At 36.8% G+C, this 23,078-nt stretch carries 28 protein-coding genes and 1 riboswitch; of the genes, 1 reads left to right on the top strand and 27 read right to left on the bottom strand.

Annotation, left to right across the window (positions count from 1 at the left end):
- Positions 1–7: 7 nt before the first annotated feature.
- The 18 genes from sufC to JFU54_RS06815 all read right to left on the bottom strand — a co-directional run bounded on the left by sufC (position 8) and on the right by JFU54_RS06815 (position 11,929).
- Entirely contained in the window at positions 8–793 is a 786-nt protein-coding gene (gene sufC, locus JFU54_RS06895) for a Fe-S cluster assembly ATPase SufC (protein WP_002015933.1), read from the bottom strand.
- Positions 794–1,030: 237 nt separating this feature from the next.
- Positions 1,031–1,837 (bottom strand): methionine ABC transporter substrate-binding lipoprotein MetQ, encoded by an 807-nt coding sequence (gene metQ / locus JFU54_RS06890; RefSeq protein ID WP_002089377.1) that lies wholly within the window; start codon positions 1,835–1,837, stop codon positions 1,031–1,033.
- A 71-nt stretch (positions 1,838–1,908) separates the two neighbouring features.
- Positions 1,909–2,721 carry a methionine ABC transporter substrate-binding lipoprotein MetQ gene (gene metQ / locus JFU54_RS06885; RefSeq protein ID WP_002015935.1) on the bottom strand — a complete coding sequence of 271 codons (813 nt, stop codon included), beginning with the start codon at positions 2,719–2,721 and terminating at the stop codon, positions 1,909–1,911.
- Positions 2,722–2,743: 22 nt separating this feature from the next.
- Positions 2,744–3,409 carry a methionine ABC transporter permease gene (locus JFU54_RS06880; RefSeq protein ID WP_002129754.1) on the bottom strand — a complete coding sequence of 222 codons (666 nt, stop codon included), beginning with the start codon at positions 3,407–3,409 and terminating at the stop codon, positions 2,744–2,746.
- On the bottom strand, positions 3,402–4,427 hold the full coding sequence (locus tag JFU54_RS06875; protein WP_061673671.1) for a methionine ABC transporter ATP-binding protein: 1,026 nt from the start codon (positions 4,425–4,427) through the stop codon (positions 3,402–3,404). Before JFU54_RS06875 ends, JFU54_RS06880 begins: the two co-directional genes overlap by 8 nt.
- 308 nt (positions 4,428–4,735) lie before the next feature.
- A riboswitch (SAM riboswitch) is annotated at positions 4,736–4,843 on the bottom strand.
- Positions 4,844–4,968: 125 nt separating this feature from the next.
- Positions 4,969–5,313, bottom strand: coding sequence for a hypothetical protein (locus tag JFU54_RS06870; RefSeq protein WP_002015939.1), 345 nt, complete (start codon positions 5,311–5,313; stop codon positions 4,969–4,971).
- Positions 5,314–5,465: 152 nt separating this feature from the next.
- Entirely contained in the window at positions 5,466–5,774 is a 309-nt protein-coding gene (locus JFU54_RS06865) for a thioredoxin family protein (protein ID WP_002015940.1), read from the bottom strand.
- A gap of 3 nt (positions 5,775–5,777) precedes the next feature.
- Positions 5,778–6,122 carry a toprim domain-containing protein gene (locus tag JFU54_RS06860; RefSeq protein WP_000640865.1) on the bottom strand — a complete coding sequence of 115 codons (345 nt, stop codon included), beginning with the start codon at positions 6,120–6,122 and terminating at the stop codon, positions 5,778–5,780.
- Between the two features lie 620 nt (positions 6,123–6,742).
- The gene (gcvH, locus tag JFU54_RS06855) at positions 6,743–7,126 is read right to left on the bottom strand and encodes a glycine cleavage system protein GcvH (protein WP_000026895.1); all 384 of its coding nucleotides are present in this window, start codon (positions 7,124–7,126) and stop codon (positions 6,743–6,745) included.
- A 41-nt stretch (positions 7,127–7,167) separates the two neighbouring features.
- On the bottom strand, positions 7,168–7,533 hold the full coding sequence (locus JFU54_RS06850) for an arsenate reductase family protein (RefSeq protein WP_002129756.1): 366 nt from the start codon (positions 7,531–7,533) through the stop codon (positions 7,168–7,170).
- Between the two features lie 607 nt (positions 7,534–8,140).
- Positions 8,141–8,383, bottom strand: a complete 243-nt coding sequence (locus JFU54_RS06845; protein ID WP_002143630.1) for a DUF3937 family protein — start codon at positions 8,381–8,383, stop codon at positions 8,141–8,143.
- A gap of 418 nt (positions 8,384–8,801) precedes the next feature.
- Entirely contained in the window at positions 8,802–8,975 is a 174-nt protein-coding gene (locus tag JFU54_RS29415) for a hypothetical protein (protein WP_000478362.1), read from the bottom strand.
- Between the two features lie 28 nt (positions 8,976–9,003).
- Positions 9,004–9,393, bottom strand: coding sequence for a hypothetical protein (locus tag JFU54_RS06840; protein WP_012261937.1), 390 nt, complete (start codon positions 9,391–9,393; stop codon positions 9,004–9,006).
- A 116-nt stretch (positions 9,394–9,509) separates the two neighbouring features.
- Positions 9,510–9,773: a DUF4176 domain-containing protein gene (locus JFU54_RS06835; RefSeq protein WP_002143636.1), complete on the bottom strand. Its 264-nt coding sequence runs from the start codon at positions 9,771–9,773 to the stop codon at positions 9,510–9,512.
- A gap of 14 nt (positions 9,774–9,787) precedes the next feature.
- Positions 9,788–9,979 carry a hypothetical protein gene (locus JFU54_RS06830; RefSeq protein ID WP_002143637.1) on the bottom strand — a complete coding sequence of 64 codons (192 nt, stop codon included), beginning with the start codon at positions 9,977–9,979 and terminating at the stop codon, positions 9,788–9,790.
- Between the two features lie 15 nt (positions 9,980–9,994).
- Positions 9,995–10,843: a WXG100 family type VII secretion target gene (locus tag JFU54_RS06825; RefSeq protein ID WP_201064056.1), complete on the bottom strand. Its 849-nt coding sequence runs from the start codon at positions 10,841–10,843 to the stop codon at positions 9,995–9,997.
- A 350-nt stretch (positions 10,844–11,193) separates the two neighbouring features.
- Positions 11,194–11,346: a hypothetical protein gene (locus tag JFU54_RS06820; RefSeq protein ID WP_002034624.1), complete on the bottom strand. Its 153-nt coding sequence runs from the start codon at positions 11,344–11,346 to the stop codon at positions 11,194–11,196.
- Between the two features lie 55 nt (positions 11,347–11,401).
- The gene (locus JFU54_RS06815; protein WP_078185104.1) at positions 11,402–11,929 is read right to left on the bottom strand and encodes a hypothetical protein; all 528 of its coding nucleotides are present in this window, start codon (positions 11,927–11,929) and stop codon (positions 11,402–11,404) included.
- A 144-nt stretch (positions 11,930–12,073) separates the two neighbouring features.
- On the opposite strand from JFU54_RS06815, the gene JFU54_RS06810 reads away from it, so the two are divergent.
- On the top strand, positions 12,074–12,721 hold the full coding sequence (locus JFU54_RS06810) for a phosphatase PAP2 family protein (protein ID WP_002143641.1): 648 nt from the start codon (positions 12,074–12,076) through the stop codon (positions 12,719–12,721).
- A 53-nt stretch (positions 12,722–12,774) separates the two neighbouring features.
- On the opposite strand, the gene JFU54_RS06805 is transcribed toward JFU54_RS06810, so the two are convergent.
- From JFU54_RS06805 to JFU54_RS06765, 9 genes are all read right to left on the bottom strand, one after another.
- A complete protein-coding gene (locus JFU54_RS06805) occupies positions 12,775–13,788 on the bottom strand; it encodes a PTS sugar transporter subunit IIC (protein WP_002143642.1) in 1,014 nt (337 codons plus the stop codon).
- Positions 13,789–13,810: 22 nt separating this feature from the next.
- Positions 13,811–14,761 carry an L-lactate dehydrogenase gene (locus tag JFU54_RS06800; protein ID WP_483862125.1) on the bottom strand — a complete coding sequence of 317 codons (951 nt, stop codon included), beginning with the start codon at positions 14,759–14,761 and terminating at the stop codon, positions 13,811–13,813.
- A gap of 247 nt (positions 14,762–15,008) precedes the next feature.
- Positions 15,009–15,257, bottom strand: coding sequence for a spore coat protein (locus JFU54_RS06795; RefSeq protein WP_002034620.1), 249 nt, complete (start codon positions 15,255–15,257; stop codon positions 15,009–15,011).
- Positions 15,258–15,270: 13 nt separating this feature from the next.
- Positions 15,271–15,456, bottom strand: a complete 186-nt coding sequence (locus JFU54_RS06790; RefSeq protein WP_002112687.1) for a hypothetical protein — start codon at positions 15,454–15,456, stop codon at positions 15,271–15,273.
- A 244-nt stretch (positions 15,457–15,700) separates the two neighbouring features.
- Positions 15,701–16,258, bottom strand: coding sequence for a TetR/AcrR family transcriptional regulator (locus tag JFU54_RS06785; protein WP_201064054.1), 558 nt, complete (start codon positions 16,256–16,258; stop codon positions 15,701–15,703).
- 3 nt (positions 16,259–16,261) lie between these two features.
- On the bottom strand, positions 16,262–16,984 hold the full coding sequence (locus JFU54_RS06780; RefSeq protein ID WP_002143649.1) for an MBL fold metallo-hydrolase: 723 nt from the start codon (positions 16,982–16,984) through the stop codon (positions 16,262–16,264).
- A gap of 139 nt (positions 16,985–17,123) precedes the next feature.
- Positions 17,124–18,908, bottom strand: a complete 1,785-nt coding sequence (locus tag JFU54_RS06775; RefSeq protein WP_016102228.1) for an acyl-CoA dehydrogenase family protein — start codon at positions 18,906–18,908, stop codon at positions 17,124–17,126.
- A 387-nt stretch (positions 18,909–19,295) separates the two neighbouring features.
- Entirely contained in the window at positions 19,296–20,468 is a 1,173-nt protein-coding gene (locus JFU54_RS06770; protein ID WP_001206332.1) for an acetyl-CoA C-acetyltransferase, read from the bottom strand.
- 21 nt (positions 20,469–20,489) lie between these two features.
- Positions 20,490–22,871: a 3-hydroxyacyl-CoA dehydrogenase/enoyl-CoA hydratase family protein gene (locus JFU54_RS06765; protein ID WP_063218092.1), complete on the bottom strand. Its 2,382-nt coding sequence runs from the start codon at positions 22,869–22,871 to the stop codon at positions 20,490–20,492.
- Positions 22,872–23,078 lie beyond the last annotated feature (207 nt).

Genomic DNA, 23,078 nt, shown 5'->3' with positions numbered 1-23,078 from the left:
TCCTCTCTTACGCTTCTTGCTCTGCTGTTTCGTCTTCAATACCTAATTCTTTTTTAATCCAGTCGTAACCTTCAGCTTCTAGACGTTGTGCAAGCTCAGGGCCACCAGATTTAACGATACGACCGTTCATCATAACGTGAACGAAGTCTGGAGTGATGTAGTTTAATAAACGTTGGTAATGCGTAATCATTAGGCAGCCGAACTCTTCGCCGCGCATTTGGTTAATACCTTTAGATACAACTTTTAATGCATCGATATCAAGACCTGAGTCGATTTCATCTAAGATTGCAATTTTTGGCTCGATCATCATTAATTGAAGAATCTCATTACGTTTTTTCTCACCGCCAGAGAAACCTTCGTTTAAGTAACGTTGTGCCATTTCTGGATCCATTTCTAGGAATTCCATGTTTTTATCTAATGTACGGATAAATTTCATAAGAGAAATTTCTTCGCCTTCTTCACGACGTGCATTAATTGCAGAACGTAAGAAGTCAGCGTTTGTTACTCCGCTAATTTCACTTGGATATTGCATTGCTAAGAATAGACCTGCTAGTGCGCGCTCGTCTACTTCCATTTCTAATACATCTTCACCGTCGATGATGATGCTACCTTCTGTTACTTCATACTTTGGGTGACCCATAATCGCAGAAGATAAAGTTGATTTACCTGTTCCGTTAGGTCCCATAATTGCGTGGATTTCTCCACCTTTTACTTCAAGGTTTACACCTTTTAAAATTTCTTTACCGTCGATTGATACGTGTAAGTCTTTAACCGTTAATGTAGAACCAGCCATCTCAATACCTCCATTAATCCTCTATATACATTTTAAAAATTACTAAAACGTTCATATTCTCATTTTATTCTCATTCTAATCTTATAGCAAATAAAATGATATCGCAAACACTAAGAAAATGTAACAATTTTTTCACAAATGTATATAAGTATTTCCTTTACATCCTCTTATGATACACCTTTCTTCTTATATATATAAAGAAAAAAGGACTGGATTATCCCCAGCCCTTTCCAGCACCTATTCGTTCACAGGAAGTACAGCACCTTTATATTCTTTGTTAATAAAATCTTGAATTTCTTTTGAATGTAGCACTTCTACTAGCTCTTTAATTTCTTTTTTCTTCTCGTCACCTTTACGAACTGCGATAATATTTGCGTAAGGAGAGTCTGATCCTTCAATTGCGATTGCATCCTTTGTTGGATTTAATTTCGCATCAATTGCGTAGTTTGAATTAATAAATAAAGCATCACCTTCATTGTTTTCGTACAGCTTCGGTGAAAGTCCAGGTTCTACATCTGTTTTAAACTTTAAATTTTTCGGATTTTCTACAACATCTTTTACTGTTGCTTTAACAACATCTACACCGTCTTTTAATTTAATAACGCCGCCTTTTTGTAACAATGCGAGCATACGGCCACGCTCCGCTACGTTATTACTCATAATAACTGTTCCGCCATCTGGAAGTTCTTTTAAGCTTTTATATTTCTTAGAATAAATGCCCATTGGCTCTAAATGAATTTTTCCTGCATTTACAATTTTGTATCCTTTTTCTTGAATCTCTTTATCTAAATAAGGGATATGTTGAAAATAATTTGCATCGATTTCTTTATCAGCTAATGCCTTATTTGGTAAAACATAATCCTGGAATTTTTTTATCTCTAACTTAATGCCCTTTTTCTCTAATATTGGCTGTGCCTTTTCTAAAATAACAGCGTGCGGTATATTAGAAGCGCCAACGACAAGCTTATTCTCATCTTTCCCCCCGCAAGCAGCTAATGTAAATACAGACAGTGCTGTAACAACTGACAATAGAATCTTTTTCATATGATGTCCCCTTCTCCCCTATAGTTATGTAGTAAAAAAAGGACCGGCATACACCAGCCCTTTTTCCGCAATTATTCTTTTACAGGAACAACTGCCCCTTTATATTCTTTAGTAATAAAGTCTTCAATTTCTTTAGAATGCAGTACTTCTATAAGAGCTTTAATCTCTTTTTTATCTTTATCGCCTTTACGAACAGCTACTACGTTTGCGTATGGAGAATCATTTCCTTCAATTGCAATCGCGTCTTTTTCTGGGTTTAATTTCGCATCAATTGCATAGTTAGAATTAATTAGAACCGCATCGCCTTCTTTATTGTTATACACTTGTGGCAATAAACCAGGCTCGATATCTGTTTTGAACTTTAAGTTTTTCGGATTATCCGCAATATCTTTTGGAGTTGCTTTAACTGGCTCTACTCCGTCTTTAATTTTTAAAATGCCTTCTTTTTGTAAAATTGCTAAACCACGACCATGATCAGTAACAGAATTACTCATAATAATTGTCGCCCCGTTTGGAAGTTCTTTTAAGCTCTTATATTTTTGAGAATACACACCAATCGGTTCTAAATGAATTTTTCCTGCTATTTCAAAATCATATTTCTTATCTTTGATCTCTTTTTCTAAATACGGAATGTGCTGAAAGTAGTTTGCATCTAATTCTTTATCTGCTAACGATTTATTCGGTAACACGTAGTCTTGGAATTTTTTAATTTCTAACTCAATTCCTTTTTTCTCAAGTAACGGTTTTGCCTTTTCTAAAATTTCAGCGTGCGGTACGTTAGAAGCACCAACAACAAGTTTCTTTTCATCTTTATCTTTCCCGCCACAAGCAGCTAACCCAAAAATTGAAGTTGAAATAAGTGCTGTAAGTAATAATTTTTTCATTTGAAATATCCCCCTGTTTTCATTATCTTTTATCTATTCGAGTCGTTAAACTATCACCAATCCACTGAATTAAAAATACAACGAGTAATACACAAATTGTCGCAACGATTGTTACATCGTTATTTCCACGCTGGAATCCCTCTAAGTAAGCAAGTGTTCCAAGACCACCAGCACCAACAACACCTGCCATTGCTGTATAGCCGACTAAAGCAATAGTCGTAACCGTAATACCAGATACTAACGCTGGTAACGATTCTGGAATTAACACCTTCAAAATAATTGTGCTTGTTTTTGCTCCCATCGCTTTTGAAGCTTCAATTACACCTTTATCAATTTCACGAAGTGCGATTTCAACCATTCTCGCGTAAAACGGTGCCGCTCCAATAATTAAAGCTGGCAGCGCTGCACTCGCTCCGAGTATTGTTCCAAGAAGAATCTTTGTGAACGGGATTAATAAAATAATTAAAATGATGAACGGTATAGAACGGAAAATGTTTACGAACGCTCCAATCACCGTATTAATCGCTTTATTTTCCCATAAATTATCTTTCGCTGTCATAAAGAGTAATAGTCCTAAAATAAGTCCTAAAACAAATGTGGCAAGCGCTGCGATTGCCGTCATATATAACGTTTCACCAGTTGCTTCTAACATTTGATTCCAATCAATATTTGCGATTAACTTATCCATGTGCAATCACCTCCAGCTCTACTTGATCTTGATGAATCCCTTCTATTGCTTGCTGGATCGCTGTTTCTTCACCATTTAAATGAACGACTAAACTTCCGTAAGAGCCGTTATTCGTTTGCGCGATATTTCCTTGCAAAATGCTAACTTCTATATCACCGCGCTGCATTAACCTTTGAAGTACCGGTCTTTCTACCGCTTCACCGACAAACTGCAAACGAATTACTTTTCCATCTGGATACTTTTCTATTAAACTTTCAATCGTTTCATTCGTATCTTCAGAATCAGTTAACTGCTGTACAAATCGTTTTGTAATGTCTTGCTGTGGATTACGGAATACGTCAAGTACTGGACCCGTTTCTACGATCTTCCCTTTCTCCATTACAGCAACTCGATTACAAATTTTGCGAATAACGTGCATCTCATGCGTAATCAATACAATTGTTAAGCCGAGACGCTTATTAATATCTAACAATAAATCTAAAATTTGATCTGTCGTTTCCGGATCAAGAGCTGACGTTGCTTCATCACATAAAAGTACTTGTGGATTATTTGCTAACGCTCTTGCAATCCCGACGCGCTGCTTTTGTCCACCACTTAGCTGAGATGGGTACGCGTCTCCTCTTCCTTCTAATCCAACAAGATGAATTAACTCATCGACACGTTTTCTTCTCTCCGCCTTATCGACACCTGCAATTTCAAGTGGGAATGCGATATTTTCACGCACAGTTCGTGACCAAAGTAAGTTGAAATGCTGAAAAATCATTCCGATTTCTTGTCTTGCCTTACGAAGTTCATTTCCAGTAATCGCTGAAATCACACGATTCGCAATTGTAATTTGGCCAGAAGTTGGTTTCTCTAACTGATTAAACAATCTGATTAACGAACTTTTCCCAGCGCCACTATATCCAATAACACCAAATATTTCGCCTTTCTCTATTTGTAAGTTGGCGTTATCTACAGCAGTGACATCACCGCTTTTTGCCTTATATATTTTCTTTACATTTTCTAATAAAATCATGATGTTCACCCCTTTTTTGTTTAAAAAGCGTAAGCGGCTCATTTAGAACAAGAGGGCGTTGGAATCCCAGACGTAGAGGCGCTTTTTGCCTCATAGGAAGGGATGAAACGACCGACTGTTCTAGCCGCTGGAGCTGGATTTCATAAAACTTTGGATAGACTCCGCATTTTTTTATTTTTCATGCGTGTAGTCCATCGTTATAGCTCCTCTTATTATTTGAATGTCCTCCGCATTCAAACAACAAAAAACCTTTCCGCTTCTAGAGAAGCAGAAAGGTTTATATGCGTATATAACAACATTATCCCTCTCTCTCATCTCTCAAAGCATTTGCTTTGCAGGAATTGGCACCATTTCAACATAAGTTGACGGTTGCCGGGCTTCACAGGGCACAGTCCCTCCACCTCTCTTAATAAGAGAAATCAGATTAAATTTTCGTCTGATTTAAAATTTATGAAATTGTCTATATTTTATGAATTGAATTGTATCAATATCCACACGCTCTGTCAACAGAAATTTTCGTAAAAAAAGAAACTTCAGAATTTTAAGCTCCGACTGACATCGGTTTACATATATGAAACATCGATTCAACTAATAACATCGTTCGATACGTTCCAGAATATTGTACCCGTCCATCACTCATTAACTTTTGCAACCTCATATTTCCAGTCACTAATTTTTGTACATCCTCTTCCTCTAAACAAACGATTTGTTCCGTTCCTCTCGCCTCTTTCAAAAGTTCTATATAATCTCTTGAAATTTGTAACGAACAGCATTCATCTCCAAAACGAAAATTAACAGTTCTTTCTCCTTGCCTTAAAAGCGGTTCTAAATGATATTGACCATTAGCGTAATTTACAAATGATTGAAGCAAAGAATATAATTTCATCCTAAACCACATCCCTCATATCACTTTCTATTACATACCATTCCCTCTTATTAAAGGGCAATCCTGTTATTTTCGCTCGACAAATACTGTATCTATCACGCATGTCGACATATTTCCCAAGAAATATGTCGAGGCGGCAAAAACTTTGCCGCCTACTTTAATTCCGTATATAAATATTCCACCGAATGAAATGCATATATTTTCTTCATCAGTGTCCCATTTTCAAAAATAAGTAAACACGGTACACTTTCTATCCCATACTCTTTCGCTAAATGCGGGGCATAATTTAAATCTAACATTCCAATTTTCAAATCTTCAATCGTCATCTCAACGACCGTTAACATCTTCTTTGCCAATTGGCATGTTCCACACATTGGTGTATACACATATAACACTGTTTTTTCTTCATTTCCTATTAGGGCTGTAGCTTCGGCACCTGTCCAATCAATCACTTCTATCATTCCTTACCGTAAATATTCTGTATAAACGTCAATGTCTGCTCCCCATAATACATTTGCTAAATGTGAAGAAGGTGCAGTCGCCACCTCGCGATACGAGCGATCAATATAAATATGCTCTGCTTGCGGAAATTCTTTTCGGAATTGTTTCCTTAACTTTTCTCCTGCATCATCAGCATCCACTAGCACATATACGTCCTTATCAAAAAATTGATCAATGAGCTCATCCATTTTCGACAAACCAATTGTACCATTTGTACAAACAATTTCCACTGGTTCACGAATAATAGATTCAATCTTTCTTCTATCCGATTTACCTTCTACAATAATGACTTTTTCCACATAAATCATATGTCATCACCCGATCACCATATACTATACAACCTTTAACTTAGTATATAGTATATTCGTTATTTTCATGTTGTTTCCTGTTTATTTTTGCAAAAGAAAAGCGGAAGCAGCTCGTTCAGAACAGGAGGGCACCCGCACCCCTGAACTAGAGGCGCTCTTTGCCTCAAGTGAAGGAGTGAAATGACCGACTGTTCTAGCCGCTGGAGCTGGATCACAAAGAAAAGTGCAAGCGGCTCGCTCAGATTGTGAGGGGGATGGAGCTTCTGACGTAAAGGCGCTTTTTGCCTTGTAGGAAGAAGCGAAGCCACCGAACAATCTAGCCGCTGGAGCTGGACAATAACGAAAAGCGGAACCGACTGTTTAGCCCTGTTGGCTAAGGTTCTTTCGTACAGAAGACGCTTTTTGTCTTCTCGTACGGAAGGTTCTTAGACATGAAGGGCTAGGAGGTGGAGCTAGACAACGAAAGGCGCAAGCCGCTCGATCAGCATGAAGCCTCCATGAAAAAAGTTTTTCAAAAACGTTCTCCTACATAATAATTAATATATATATGTTTTTAAATTCATTATGTACACAACATAAAAAAGGACAGCACAAAGGCTGTCCTTTTTCTTCGACTATAATTAGTCTTGGTTTGTCATTTCTGCATATTTTTCTGCAGTTAATAACTTCTCAACTTGGCTTGCATCAGAAAGTTCAACTTTAACCATCCATGCACCCTCGTATGGAGATTCGTTAACTAGTTCTGGTTGGTCACTTAATTCTTCGTTTACTGCTACAACTTTACCACTTACAGGTGCGTATAATTCAGAAACTGTTTTAACAGATTCTACGCTTCCGAATGGCTCGTCAGCTTGGATTGTTGCACCTACTTCAGGAAGTTCAACGAATACGATATCGCCTAACTCACCTTGCGCAAAATGAGTAATACCGATAACAACCGCATTACCTTCTGTTTTTACCCATTCGTGTTCTTCAGAGTAACGTAAATTATTTGGAATGCTCATGACTGTACCTCCAGTGAATGTATTAATTATGTAAAAATACCTTATTGGTACTTTTTCCACACACTTTCAAACTGCTCTTCGTTAAAACCAAGTGTTACACTCGTTCCATCTGTTACAATTGGACGTTTAATTAACATGCCATCAGATGCTAAAAGCTCATACATTTCGTCTTCGCTTGCATCCTTTAACTTATCTTTTAAACCAAGTTCGCGGTAACGCATTCCACTTGTATTAAAGAATTTTTTTAATGGTAATTCACTTTTCTCATGTAAATTACGTAAATCTTCTTTTGACGGTGGATTTTCAACAATATGAATCATCTCATATGCTACATCGTTTGCCTCAAACCATTTCTTTGCTTTTTGACATGTGCCACATTTTGGATATGAATAAAATGTTACTGTCATAAATTCACCTACTTTTTTACTAACCTTTACCTTTATCATATAGAAAACATTTTATTATTTCAAACGATTATTCGCTAAACTTTTACTTATTTCGTGATAATTTTTAATAATCCTGCTAATTTTTCTTATTTTTCCGCCATTTATTAAGAAAAAATAAATATATAATTTTTTAAAATTTTTTTCTCATCCCACGCCGAACATATATCTTAAACAAACGTTTGATTAACTACCTATTTTTCTTTGTTAGCCCTTGAGCTGTATCGGTTTCTTCTTACCGAACATACATCTTAAACAAACGTTTGATTAATTTCCTACTTTTCTTTGTTAACCTTTGAGTTGCATCGGTTTCTTCCTACCGAACATACATCTTAAACAAACGTTTATTTAACCATTTCAGCCTATAATCACAGAACCCGGAAACACTTTAAATGACAAAGGCGTACAGATAAAAGGAACTAACGATTTTGGCCGTAATAGTGAGAGTATTCCATGATGTTGAAGAAATTACTGCAATGAAAAAAGCCCTAATTAGGGCTTCTTATTCCGCTTTTACAGCAAGACTACTATCCATGAAATTGCTAATTGAATGAAATAAAAAAAGACGCATTTAAAGTGATGCGTCTTTTGGCAATGTTTCTTTTGTGAAATCATATAAAGCAACTGCGCCTAAAATAACCAATATACTTTCAGGGGCATCTAACAAAATAGTTCTCCAAGTTTCTGATATTACCCATTTAATACCTGCGGCTGATTCAAGATACGCTTGAAAATAACTGATTGTAAAATCAATTACACATAAACATACAAGTAATGTTAGACCAAATTGAATCAATTTCTTATTTTTAAACATGTAACACCTCTCAAAATTCATTGGATATTTCTGCTTTCAGTTCATTACATATAAAAATCTTTATATGTAATTTTAACATGAATAAAATCCAAATAAATACAATATGCACATTTGCATATTTCGTGAATATTGAGGAATTACTGTTAATAAAAAAGCCCTACAAGTGTAGGACAAAATAGCTTTAGCAATCCCGACAATTAATCGCATAAATAACGGAATCATTTGAACCACTATATAGCCAATCCCAGTCCTTGAAATAAGGGGAAATCCCTTTTCCTGGCTACCACCCATAATGAATATCCCGCCACATAACGCTACAACGGATGCGATAGAACCGACAGGTAAGAAATTACTGCAAAGAAAAAGCCATGCATAAACATGACTTTCATAGCATAATCACTTCTATATTCAATAGAAATTAAAGTGAATTATATTTCTTTACTTTTAAAGGAATAGATATTACATATAAATCTATAGCATAAGTAATAATCAAAATCCCTTTTCCTTCATCAGCAAATTTTGCTTGCAGAAACTTTTCTGAAACTTTCCTTTTTCCCCATCTCTTTGGAAGATATCCGAATCCTAAGAACATAATAATAGCCCGATACTCATTAACTTAACTACTTTTCTTTTTTCCATGATATTTCAAATTCTCCACCATGTTCTTCTGTTATAATTTTAACTTTATATGTATCATCTTTAGACACTTTAATATTATTTTTACTGTTTCCACTATTAACTTCCAGTATTGTATTATCATTTGAATCTAAAACATAAGCCTTTATGGTTCCTTGCTTAGTTTTATCATCAAAGGAAAATATCCAGCTTTCACCTTTTTTTACATCCATATCTTGAGTGGCAAAACCTGTGAAACTTTTATACTTTCCATCTATACTATTTGAACCTCCATGAACCTTACCACCAACAATCGTTCCCTCTCTTGTAAAACAACCACTAAGAACTACCAAACATAGAATAAATAATAATGTATTTTTAATAGTTTTCAACATCATTCCCCCTTATCCTCACAATAAATATCCTCCTATTTACATTCAAAAAAACTATAATAACTATAATATACCCTAGTGAATATATTATAATTATTATAGTTGTAAAATCAATAATGCTATTTTAAATCTTCACGCAACTTCATTTCATCTTCATTTACATATCCAGTAAAAATCACCTCTGATATATGTTCATGATTAAAAAACATATTATATTCGGTTGAAATATTTCCGATAGGATAATAACAAGCTACATAATCCCAAGTTTTCTTAGTTTTTGAATCTTCTTGTTTTCTACCATATATCATTAATGGCTGTTCCCATGTTTTAAATTTCACAACTGAACCAATCGGAAGTAATGTGTCTTTCTCTACCTTCTCCATTTTAATTCACCTCTTTATTTAATGAAAAATTTACCTATTTTATATAAAATTAAAAAACTAATAGGAACTGTAATTAAATATATCAATGAAAAGATTATTTTTTCTTTTAAATTATATGTAGCATCAAACATTGTAAGAATAATAGTACCAAAAAAACAAATAACAAAAAGAATTGTTAAAATTTTTTTCAAACTTTCTAAAGTCATAAAAGATACTCCTTTTTACTTTATCTCTACTTCAACACCTGTACCCACAGGACTAGCTCCAGGTCCCCAAGGGAAATTCACTTTAAATCCACTTGAACTTACCTTTAGTGAACCACCGGCTTGTCCAAGTGAGGCTGAACCACCAAGATGTAAATCATGATCTGTAAATGGTATAGGTATATCTATCCCCGCTTCATATTTTGCTAAAGAGGCCTCCGCCCCAAGTTCAAAGCCATTTTTATCTATTTTAGCAGCAACTTCCGCGTTTGCCATGCTTAAACTTGCTTCTCCTTTTAAATCTCTTCCATCAATATTTACTGAACCTTCAATACCTACTTTTACAGTGTTATATGAGGCACTGCCTCCAATAATTGCTCCAGCTTTCAATTCACCACCTATAGCTTTAGCATATAACGGGCCACTTCTTTCATTATATAAATAGCCTTCTTTAGACTTGGTACTTAACAAATCAGTTATTGATTGTAAATTAACTTTATTATTAATCCCTAATCCAGCACCTAATCCAGCAGCACTTAATCCGGCAGTACTTAATCCGGCAGTACTTAATCCAGTAGCACCACTAGTCATATTAACTCCATTATTATCCGTTGTTTCAAACTTAAGGGCAATACGGACTAATTCTTCTTCAATATTTTTCAAATGACTATTAAAAGATTCATAAGCTTTGGTTAAAGTAGGCAAATCATTATAAAAAGATAAACTCGAAGCTCCTATCCATCTCATTTGAAGATTCAACAATTCTGAAAGAATCCTATTATGACGATCAGTTGCTTCAGCACTAGCGTATTTAAAATTTTTTGCCCTATTTCTTAATTCCTCTGGAGTAACCTTGATCTCTCCCATTTATACCCCCCCTTATTTCTATGGTTCCTAATTTAACATTAGAATTACACATTCATATAATTACTGTTTTTCCCAAAAAAATCAAGGTAAAAATTATATTATTTAGAATTTTTGATGATTGTATTCCATGATAGTTAGGGAATTCCTCCAAATAAAAAAGTAATCTATATATCTTTAGCAATTTTATAAACAATGGAACCATTTGAACCACTATATAACCGATTCCTGCATGCAAAATAAAGGAGAATCCTCGTTCCTGGCTCTACCTACCATAATAAAGCTAAAGCAGCTTGCATACTTGCCCACAAACCAATACCAATCGCAAGGGGGGAGATGTGGAACTAACATTATCATCCCTTGATAAAACGAGCTAATACTCGATGCGCTTTATTAAATTTTATAATTAAATCTGCAATAGCTGATATAAAATTATAAATCGGTATCATTACAGCCGCGAATGCATCTGGCATACGTTGTAAAGCTTGCGTGAGCTTCTCAATCACATTGTTATATGCTTCTACATAAAAAAATAAGAAGCCTCGTTTACAGGCTCCTTCATCATCTATTCAAATAATCTGCAATTGTTTGAAATACTACGATATACATATTATGAATACTTTCTTCTGTATTTCCACCATTCGATAAACCAACTGCCCATTGTTGTCCTTCACCACTTCCGATATTTGCAAAACCTTGCGTATACATAGCATTTACATCTTTTCGTGCACTGTTATACTCTATCTCTTTTGTAATAAAAGTTGAATATGATTTATCTTGTAAACCAATAAAAAACACTGGTTTCTTTAGCGATGAAAATACATCTTTATACTGCTCTGTTGAGGCTTCTTGAAAGTGATCTTTCATTATTAGAAAACCATCCACTTCCTTAGATTTCTTTTCCAATTCCTCTAACTTCACATTTTCAAACTTTATATTTCTAAACGTATCTTTCGGCTTTTCACCAACAACTCCAATTACGAGTGCTCTCCCGTTGTATTCTAATTTCTCTCCTTCTTTATCCTTTGCACACCCAGTACTCACTAGGCATAACAATATAAAAACTAAGAAATAAAATGAACACTTCATATAGCACCCTTCCCCTCTTTTAAGTCAAGTGACAAAAATGTAAGGTGAATTCAAGAAAATGTAAGTAAAATCGATAGCCCAATTGGATTTTCTATATTATAATCAATTGAATTTATTTACATTACTAAAACATAGGAGATTATCATGAAGAAATTTAAACTTTCATCTCTTCTTCCGTTAAGTTATATACTTCTACTCGTACTCGTAAGTCCCCTTTACGACGTATTAAATAAATCTACTGTTCACGCAGTAGATGTCACAACTGTAGTAGATGATTGGATTCCATTTGTGAAAGCATTTATTATTCCTTACTTACTTTGGTTTCCATACTTATACGGTGCACTTATTTATTACTGTTTTGCTGATCGAAAGCAATATTATGTCACTTTAAGTAGTGTAATTCTTGGAAAACTTGCTTGTTTTTCGATTTATTTTTTTTGGCAGACAACTGTACCACGCCCAACCGTCGTTGGAACAGATGTATTTTCCGAACTAGTCCGCTATATTTATAGTATTGATCATCCAGTAAACTGCTTCCCAAGCATTCATGTCCTTACGACATTTGTAATTATGTTAGCTGCCTTTAAGCGCAAGGAACAGCATACTTTGGAATATTACATCCTTACTTTCTTCGGTACGCTTATTATTTTATCAACATTATTTACGAAGCAGCATGCATTTGTAGACGCCATTTCTGGAATGACGCTTGCAAGCGTACTTTACTTCGGCGTTCAGTTGTTATTAGCAAAAGAAACCGTACGTGTTCCAGTAAAACAAAATCAAAAAATGTAAAAAGCAGACTGTGGCTTCAGTCTGCTTTTCTCTATATTAAGGAGATTTTCAAATTAAGATTGTGGTACAGTCATGTCACCAGAATGAATACGACCTGCTTTTTTAAGAGCAATGTACAGTATATAAGAAACAGCTACTGGAATGATGATATAAGTGATTACCATCGCTGGGACAACTTCCCACCCTTGGCTGGAAATTAAATTAATTGGTGCGATAAGAGAGCTTAATCCAAGACCTGCAATTTCTTTTCCTGCTTCCAGTTGGAAAATTAATGCTGATACTGGGCCCACTATAGCACTGGCGACGACAGTTGGGATGAGAATCATTGGATTTTTAGTAATGTTCGGCAACTGTACTTTTGGAGTACAAAGTGCCTGAGCTAATATGCCACCTAAATTATTCTCTTTCGCTGAAATAACAGAGAATCCGATAAACTGAGCAACACATCCTGCAAGTGCTGCACCGCCTGCAACACCATCTAAGCTAAGCGCTATCGCTAACGCAGCTGATGAAGCTGGAGAGATAAGTAACAATCCCCAAACTACAGCAATCACGATAGAGGCGATAAACGGGCTACCAGCTGAACTATCTTTAATGAATGCTCCAACTGTATTTAAAACTGGGCTAATATTTTGAGCTAACCAAATACCGACTAAACCAGAACCTAATATTGCTGCAAATGGAACGAGCATCATATCTAAAGCAGTTTTTCCACTTAATCGTTTACCAATATAAACTGCTAAAGTCGCTGTTAATAATGCACCGATTGGTTCACCTGTTTTAATGATGAGACCAGCTTCAGTAATTGAAATGGAACCTGCTCCAATTGCTCCAGCTACCATTGCTGAGAAAATTACGAGTCCGTTTGCACCGAGCATAAAGGCAATCCCGGCTCCAATTGCTGGTGCCATAAGTGATTTTGCAACAACTCCGATTGTAATAAGTAATGGGATATCAACAATTCTTCCTATATTTTCGATCAGTAAACCAATTCCAAGGGATACGAAAATACCCTGTGCGATTCCGGCTGAAGCTTTAAACACACGAGACATTATATATTCCTTCATTTGTTTCACCTTCTCCTATAATTTAGTAACCAACTGTTTTCATATAATCGCGTAAAACATCGGTTGATTTTGCAAAGCGACTTTCTTCATCTTCTGATAAGTTTAGTTCTACCACTTCTCTTACACCGTCTCTAGTAATAATTGCTGGTACTCCTGTACAAATATCGTATTCGCCATATTCACCATCTAAAATAGCTGAAACAGCGATAACACGGTGATCATCATTGAAAATTGAGCGCGCAATATAAGCTAAAGAATTTCCGATTCCGTAATAAGTAGTTCCTTTGCGCTTATAAATTTCCCATCCAGCTTTTGCAGTCTTCTCAACAATTTCATCTAAATCTATTTCACCAAATTGGTCTTTTTTCTCTTCTAAAATTTGTAAAATCGGTTTTCCACCAACAGTTACGTGAGACCAAGCAACCATTTGAGAATCACCATGTTCTCCTAATGAATACCCATGAATACTACGAGGGTCTACATGTAACATTTCAGATAAAATTGTTCTTAAGCGAGAAGAATCTAGTGATGTACCTGTACCAATCACACGATTTCTAGGTAATCCAGATAGCTTCCACACTTGATATGTAATAATGTCAACTGGGTTCGATGCGAGTAAGAAAATGCCATCAAATCCACTTTCCATTACGCCGCCAACAACACCCTCCATAATCTTAGCGCTTGCTCCTAAAGTGTCTAAACGACTTTGTCCAGGCTTCGGCGCTGGTCCTGCTGTAATAATGACAATGTCCATATCTTTGCAGTCTTCATAACTTCCTGCATATACTTTTGTTCTTGTATTTGTAAAGTTAATGCAGTGGGATAAATCCATCGCTTCTCCAACTGCACGTTCATGATTTATATCAATTAACAATAACTCTTCGCAAATCCCTTGGTTTACAATGGAATACGCACAGCTTGATCCAACTAATCCAGTACCGATAATTGCAATTTTTCTTGTGTTTCTATTCATAGCAATCTCTCCTAATTGATCATGTAGTCTATTTCTTTCGTTCTTTACACCCCTAATTATAGAGGTTCTCACGATAGAAACCATGGATACTTTGTGAAATGTTGAGCAAAGTTTTTGTCCTTTTTGTGAATTGTCATATTACATTTTCGTCATATTTGTTACAACCGGAAAAATATTTTTTATGTATTTATTGACATATACCAAACAAAAAAACGAGCGAATCCATTCGCTCGTTTTTTTCATCACACTATTCCGCACTTAATTGACTTTTCAATTGCTGTACAATCATTGGATTAGCAGGCGCTGCCGGCTTATAATAACTTTTTTGCTTTGCGTATTCATACATATTACGTTGACGGGATTCATCTTGATTACGAATTTGAATTAACGTTTGATGTAACTGTTCATTATCAGACTGAGAAATATAATTTGCATAACTTGTTAAACTTGAGTTTAACCCTGCTAAATAATCATTTACCATATCTTTTTCATTCATTTCTCTCTTCCTCCTATCCTAGAAAAGTCATTAATTGTTGTTTCGTATTTCGTGCATCTTGCGCATCCTTTTGTAGCATTTGTTTCAACTCTGGATCTGTACAAGCCTGTGCATACTGGTCCAATTTGTTAATAATCGTCGCATGTCCACCAATTAAATGACGTAAATTTTCTACTTCAAGCTCTGTTAAGTTTTGCATAGAATACTCCTACCTTTCTTTGTTCATTCACGATTTAGTATTTATTTCTTTTAGGATTATATGCACTAAAAAAACCTTAGAATCGCTTCTAAGGTTTCCTCTTATTCATACTCAAGCTGCAACACCTATAATTAACGAAAGAATTAAGAACACAACTACCACTTGTAATTTTGCCTCCAGCAAACCGCAGCCTACTATACAAAAAGCATGATCAGTAACAAATTCACGTTTTTTTGCTTCCTATTCAATCCCTCATTACATGTAATCCTTGAATAAACGTTTCCAATAATACATGTAAACTTTTATCTAAATCTAGTGGCAAACCAAATCCACCTTGCTGTTCAATCGACGCAAATCCATGACAAATACTTCTGAATCCACGTGTCGCATGAAGTGCATTCTCTCCCTCTAAGCCGTATTGTTGTAAAACCTGAAGACAAAGCTTTACAATTCCGTCACCTGCTTTTCTTACTTCTTCCTCTCGTAAAAAAGTTGCTTCATATAATCCAGGATGTTTGCGTACGAATGCGACATACGCTTCTCCTAAAGCATGAACTGCTTCATCCATACGTTTACCCTCAGCCGCTTCTTCCAGTCTGTTATGCAGCTGTTTTATTCCGTACATACCGAGATTTTTCCGTACATCTTGTAAACCTTTCACATGATTATATAGCGAGGGTGAACGTACCCCTAATGTTTGCGCTAATGAAGCTAACGTTACTTCTTGTATTCCATTTGTATCTGCAATCTCTGCCGCTGTTTCTACAATTTTCTGTAATGTAAGTCCGATTCTCGGTGACATAAATTAACCTTCTTTCCTACTTTCTATATTCCGCTTAGCTTCCTTAATAGCAAGTTTTATGACAGTGCCTGGATCCTTTATCATTTTCCCATGTCCTGCCGCAAGTAAGGAAGGCTCATATTCGCTTAGCTTCTCTGCACTTTGTAATGATATTTCTTTGCTCCACGTTGCCATTGCAGGAAACGGAAACCAAAATTTCATTTGCCCCGAAACAGCCATACCCCCTCTTGTTTGGAAGGCATCCCCGACAATAAGAGCTTTATTTCGTACATCAAGAAGCGACATGGATCCTGGCGTATGTCCCGGTGTCATAATCGCAAGAAGCGATCCAACTCGGTCGCCATCTTCCAATAAAACATCAGGTACCGTTTTTACCTTTTTAGGTACACCGCCTTTTATCGGTATATTCGGTTCATCCTTTTGTAACGTCGTATCTCCTTCTAACAGCTTTGCGTCCCGCTTAGAAATATAGACTGGAACATTAGGAAGTACTTCCTTTAACGCGTCTAATGCACCGATGTGATCATCATGCGCATGTGTTAATACAATCTTAGTAATTGGCTTCCCTATTTTCTCAGCCGCCTGTAAAATACCTTTTGTGCTATATGGCAAAGCCGCATCAATTAAAGTTAAACCATCTTCTTCCTCCACAAAGTAACAATTCACAGGAAACACTCTTGGCAAAAATGACAATTGATATACCGTTTTTTCATGCATCATTCTCATATTTCCATCTCCCTTTTCACGAAAACTAATATCATTAGTTTTATTATACTAATGGTATTAGTTTTGTGTCACTAAAAATTTCATTTTTACAAAAAAAAAGAAAAGTAGCCGTTTATACGACTACTTTTCTTTACAGCTATTAAACTGTGTAACGCTCATCTTCTAAAATTTTCGCAGCAATTTCACGTTTCTTCGGAATTACATTAAGTGGTGTGTGGCGAGTTAATTTACGTAATGATGATAACATCATGCGCAGCATGTCGCCATTTTCAACTGCGATAAGTGTTTCTTTCGCATCTGCTTCGATTTCGTTGAATGCTTCTTGGCAGAATACTTCAGTGTATAACACTTTTTGTTTATTCTTTTCAAGACCAGTTGTTTTAATTGCTTTCTCTGTACGAAGAACAGCTGACTCCATTGCGTATAGGTTGCTTACGATGTCAGCGATATTCACAAGAATTTCTTGCTCTTTATCTAATGCTTTACCGTATTTTTGAGCAGCTAATCCAGCTACCATTAAGCCTATTTTCTTCGCGTTAGTTACTAAATATTTTTGAAGTGCTAATGGCTCATCGCCTACTTCTTCTGGCATCATCATCATTAACTCTTCTTGTAATTTTTGTGCTTTTTGAAGAAGTGGTAATTCACCTTTCATCGCTTTACGTAAGAACGTACCTGGTACGATTAGGCGGTTAATTTCGTTCGTTCCTTCGAAAATACGGTTAATACGAGAATCGCGGTACATTCTTTCAATCTCGTATTCTGCCATAAATCCGTAACCACCGTGAATTTGAACACCTTCATCTACTGTATAATCTAGTACTTCAGAACCGAATACTTTATTTAAAGAGCACTCGATTGCATATTCAGCGATAGAAGCTGCTACTGCTTTACCGTCCTTTACTTCCTCTTCAGATAATGTGCTCATGCGGCTTTCGAATAAACCTACTGTACGGTATACAGAGCTTTCAGCTGCATATGTTTTCGCTGCCATATTCGCAAGTTTCTCTTGAATTAATGGGAAGCGAGCGATTGGTTGTTTGAACTGTTGACGTTGATTTGCATATTGTGCTGAAATTTCTACTGCACGTTTCGCAGATCCAACTGTACCAACACCTAATTTATAACGGCCGATATTTAAAATGTTGAACGCGATAATATGACCTTTACCGATTTCACCAAGTAAGTTTTCTTTCGGTACTAATGCATCTTCTAAAATTAACGTACGAGTTGAAGAACATTTAATACCCATTTTCTTTTCTTCTGGGCTTGTAGATACACCAGCATATTCTTTCTCTACGATAAATGCTGAGAAGTGCTCTCCATCAATTTTTGCATATACGATAAATACGTCAGCGAATGCAGAGTTTGTAATCCATTGCTTTTCACCATTTAATACGTAATGTGTACCTTCTGCATTTAAACGTGCCGTTGTTTTTGCACCTAATGCGTCAGATCCTGAACCTGGCTCTGTTAATGCGTATGCAGCTAATTTTTCACCAGTTGCAAGTAATGGTAAATACTTTTTCTTTTGCTCTTCGTTACCGAATAATACGATTGGTAAAGATCCGATACCAACGTGAGCACCGTGAGTGATTGCAAAACCACCAGCGCGCGAGAATTTCTCTGCGATTAACGCTGAGCTTACTTTATCAAGACCAATTCCGCCGTACTCTTCTGGTACGTCAGCGCCTAGTAAACCAAGTTCACCAGCTTCTTTTAAAAGACGAACAGAACGATCAAACTCGTGTTGCTCTAAATATTCAAGCTCCGGAAGAACTTCATTTACGATAAAGTCCTCTGTCGTTTTTGCAATCATTTTATGCTCAGATGAAAAATCTTCTGGCGTAAACACTTGATCAATTGTAATTTCCTCTACTAAAAAGCTACCGCCCTTAACCGCATTTCCTACTGTTTTTTCCATGAAAATTTCCTCCTTCATATTTTCATAAGCCGCTTCTCTCATTTTGAAAGAAGCTGGCTCTCAATTTTATTTTTTATAAACCTTTGTTGCTTCCATTCTTTTCTTTAGCGCCCTCACATTCTGAGCGAGCCGCTTACACTTTTTTCATAATCCAGTTCCAGTGGCTAGAACAGTCGGTCGTTTCACCCCTTCCTGTGAGGCAAACAGCGCCTCTTCGTCAGGGCTTCCGACGCCCTCCTGTTCTGAGCAAGCCACTTCCACTTTTTATATAATCCAGTTCCAGCGGCTAGAATGTTCGGTGGCTTCGCTTCTTCCTACGAGGCAAACAGCGCCTCTTCGTCTGAAGCTCCATCCCCCTCACATTCTGAACGAGCCGCTTACACTTTTTTATAGTAATTCAAACACTCCCGCTGCTCCCATTCCGCCGCCGATACACATTGTTACGATACCGAATTGTTGGTTGCGACGTTTCATTTCGTGAATAAGAGATAGTGTTAGTTTTGCTCCTGTACAGCCAAGTGGATGTCCAAGTGCGATTGCACCGCCGTTTACGTTTACTTTTTCTTCATCTAGACCAAGTTCACGAATAACTTGGATAGATTGAGAAGCGAATGCTTCATTTAGTTCAAATAGACCGATATCAGATAGCTCTAAACCAGCTAATTTTAACGCTTTCGGAATTGCAGCAATTGGGCCGATTCCCATTACTTCTGGTGGTACTCCAGCTACTGCGAATGAACGGAATTTTGCAAGTGGCTTCATGCCATCGCTCACTGCTTTTTCACGATCCATTAATAGTACAGATGCTGCACCGTCACTCATTTGTGAAGAGTTACCAGCCGTTACAGAACCGCGAACGTTAAATGCTGGGCGTAATTTACCTAAAATGTCTAGCGTCGTCTCTGCTCTTACACCTTCGTCTTGTGCGAAAATGATTGTTTCTTCTTGCAGTTTGTTGTTTGATCCAACCGAGCGTAACGTCACATCTACAGATACTGTTTCATCCGCAAAGTTCCCTGCAGCTAATGCTTTCGCAGCACGTTGATGACTTCTTACTGCAAATGCATCTTGTTCTTCACGAGAAATTCCATATTTCACAGCAACTTGCTCTGCTGTATGTCCCATACCCATATAATATTCTGGAGCAGCTTCTACAAGGCGACTGTTCGGACGAACAACGTGCCCCATCATTGGAACTAAACTCATTGATTCCGCTCCGCCTGATAATACAGCTTCAGAGTGACCAAGCATAATGCGCTCTGCTCCGTAAGCGATACTTTGTAAACCTGAAGAACAGTAACGGTTAATTGTAATAGCTGGAACATCGTAAGAAAGTCCTGCTAGCCCGCCGATATTACGAGCCATATTTAAACCTTGCTCTGCTTCTGGCATCGCACAACCGAAAATTAAATCATCAATTGGTCCTTCATAATTCGCACGCTTTAACGTTTCTTTTACTACTAACGCCCCTAGATCGTCAGGACGAACTGTTTTTAATGAACCCCTCTTTGCTTTTCCAATTGGTGTTCTTGCTCCCGCAACAATGACAGCTTCTCTCATGAACGATATCTCCCCTCGTTATTAGTTACGTAATGGTTTTCCTTTTACAAGCATGTGCTGCATTCTTGCTTGTGATTTCATCTCACTTACTAAGCTAATAAATGCTTCACGTTCTACATCTAATAAATACTGCTCATCAACTTCTGTTCCGTACGGTACTTTTCCGCCCGCAATGACATATGCCAGTTTCTTCGCAATGTGCAGATCATGTTCAGAAATGTAACCTGATAAATGCATTGCCTCTGCACCAAGTACAAGCGCTGCATATCCTGTCTCACCAACAACTGGTATCTTTTTGCGGATAGGTGCTTTATAACCTGCTTCATATAAAGAAAGTGCTTTTTGTTTCGCATCATATAGTAAGTGATCACCATTCACACTAATACCGTCTTTATCGCCTAAGAAGTTGTTCGATACAGCTTCTTGTGCTGATGTAGAAACTTTCGCCATCGCTACAGATTCGAATACTTTATTCGCAACTTTTTGTAAGTCAAATTCTACACCGTTTGCCATTTTGTTTAAGTGTTTAATGTATAACTCTTTGTTACCGCCTCCGCCAGGGATTAAGCCAACACCTACTTCTACTAAGCCCATATATGTTTCGCTAGAAGCTTGAATGCTCGCTGCTGGTAAACAAACTTCTGTACCGCCGCCAAGCGTCATACCATATGGCGCCGCTACAACTGGCTTAGAAGAGTACTTAATTTTCGTCATTGCATCTTGGAAGTTTTTCACAACCCACTCAATTTCAAAGTAGTTGTCGTCTTGTGCTTCCATTAAGATCATTGCAAGGTTCGCACCAACGCAGAAGTTCTTCGATTGGTTTCCGATAACAAGACCTTTATAATTTTTCTCTACTTCATCAACAGCGTAGTTAATCATTTGCGTAATATCCATACCGATTGCATTGCTCTTCGAATGGAATTCTAAGCAAAGGATACCATCGCCTAAATCGATTAAGCTCGCTCCGCTATTTTTCTTTAATACGCCATTTTTCGCTTTTAATTGTTTAAGAGAAATTGCCTTTTTATTACGTTCGATTAGCTTATATTCGCCATTATCGTAATAGTAGCTATCTCCGTTATCGTGTTTGTAGAAAGTAGTGAAACCTTTCTCTACCATTTCTTTCACCCAAGTCGGAACAACTACGCCGTTTTCTTCCATCTTTTGAACGGACTTTTCAACGCCGATTGCATCCCAAACTTCAAATGGCCCTTGCTCCCAGCCGAAGCCCCACTTCATCGCTTGGTCAATTGCAACGATATCGTCAGCAATTTCTTTATGAAGTTTTGCAGAGTATAAAAGAGTTGGTGTGATGATGTTCCATAACAACTCTCCTGCGCGGTCTTTCGCGTATACAAGCGCTTTCAATTTATTCGATAAACCTTTTTCTTGTTTACTTAACTCGATAGATGCAGCTTTTAATTTCTTGCGAGCTTCGTATTCCATCGTTTCAGGATTTAGTTCTAAAATTTCTTTTCCTTGTTTTAAGAAGAAGCCTTGACCTGTTTTGCTTCCAAGCCATTTTTTATCAAGCATGTCATGCATGAAAGCAGGTACTTTAAATACATCACGCTCTTCTTCTTGTACATTTTCATATACGTTATTTGCAACGTGTACAAATGTATCTAAACCAACAACATCTAATGTACGGAACGTTGCGCTCTTCGGACGACCAATTAATGGACCTGTTACAGAGTCAACTTCTCCAATGCTATAGCCACGCTTAATCATTTCTTGAAGCGTTACAAGCAAGCCATACGTACCGATGCGGTTTCCAATAAAGTTTGGTGTGTCTTTTGCGATAACAACGCCTTTTCCAAGAACGTCTTCGCCAAATAGTTTCATGAAGCTTAATACTTGTGGATCAGTTTCTTTCGTCGGTATTACCTCTAGAAGTTTTAAATATCGTGGTGGGTTAAAAAAGTGTGTTCCTAAGAAGTGTTTCTGGAAGTCGTCTGAACGACCCTCTGCCATTTTTTCAACGGAAATGCCTGATGTATTTGAGCTCACAATTGAGCCTGGTTTACGAACAGCATCTACTTTTTCAAATAGTTTCTTCTTTATATCTAAGTTTTCAACTACTACTTCAATAATCCAATCTACATCACCTAGACGCTCAAGATCATCTTCTAAGTTACCTGCTTCAATCAGTGCTAAATTTCCTTTCACTGTCAGAGGAGCTGGTTTTTGCTTTAATAGTTTTTGCACAGCCGTATTACTAAAACGATTTCTCACACTTTTATGTTCTAATGTAAGTCCCTTCGCCTCTTCTTCTTTCGTAAGCGCAGGTGGTACAATATCAAGCAATAATGTCGGAATACCAATATTAGCTAAGTGTGCCGCAATCCCTGAACCCATTACGCCTGAACCTAGAACAGCAGCCTTTTTAATTTGGAACATCCATTTCTCCCCCTATTCTTGAATGAATGCTCATTCAATTTTTCGACATAAGTCGCAATCAATGAGTGAGCCTCTACTAATAAATATATGATACAGTTTGAATTTTCGCAATATATTTATTGATAAAATTTTCTGAAATAAATATATTTCTTTCATTTGGCTATGCTATACATGTGTATTTTCTTCATCAAAATGCACTTTTCCTTT

The organism is Bacillus sp. TH19 (genome assembly GCF_016651075.1).
GTDB lineage: Bacteria > Bacillota > Bacilli > Bacillales > Bacillaceae_G > Bacillus_A > Bacillus_A mycoides.
Note: the sequence above shows the minus strand (reverse complement) of the source record. Positions and strands in the feature narration are given on the sequence as shown.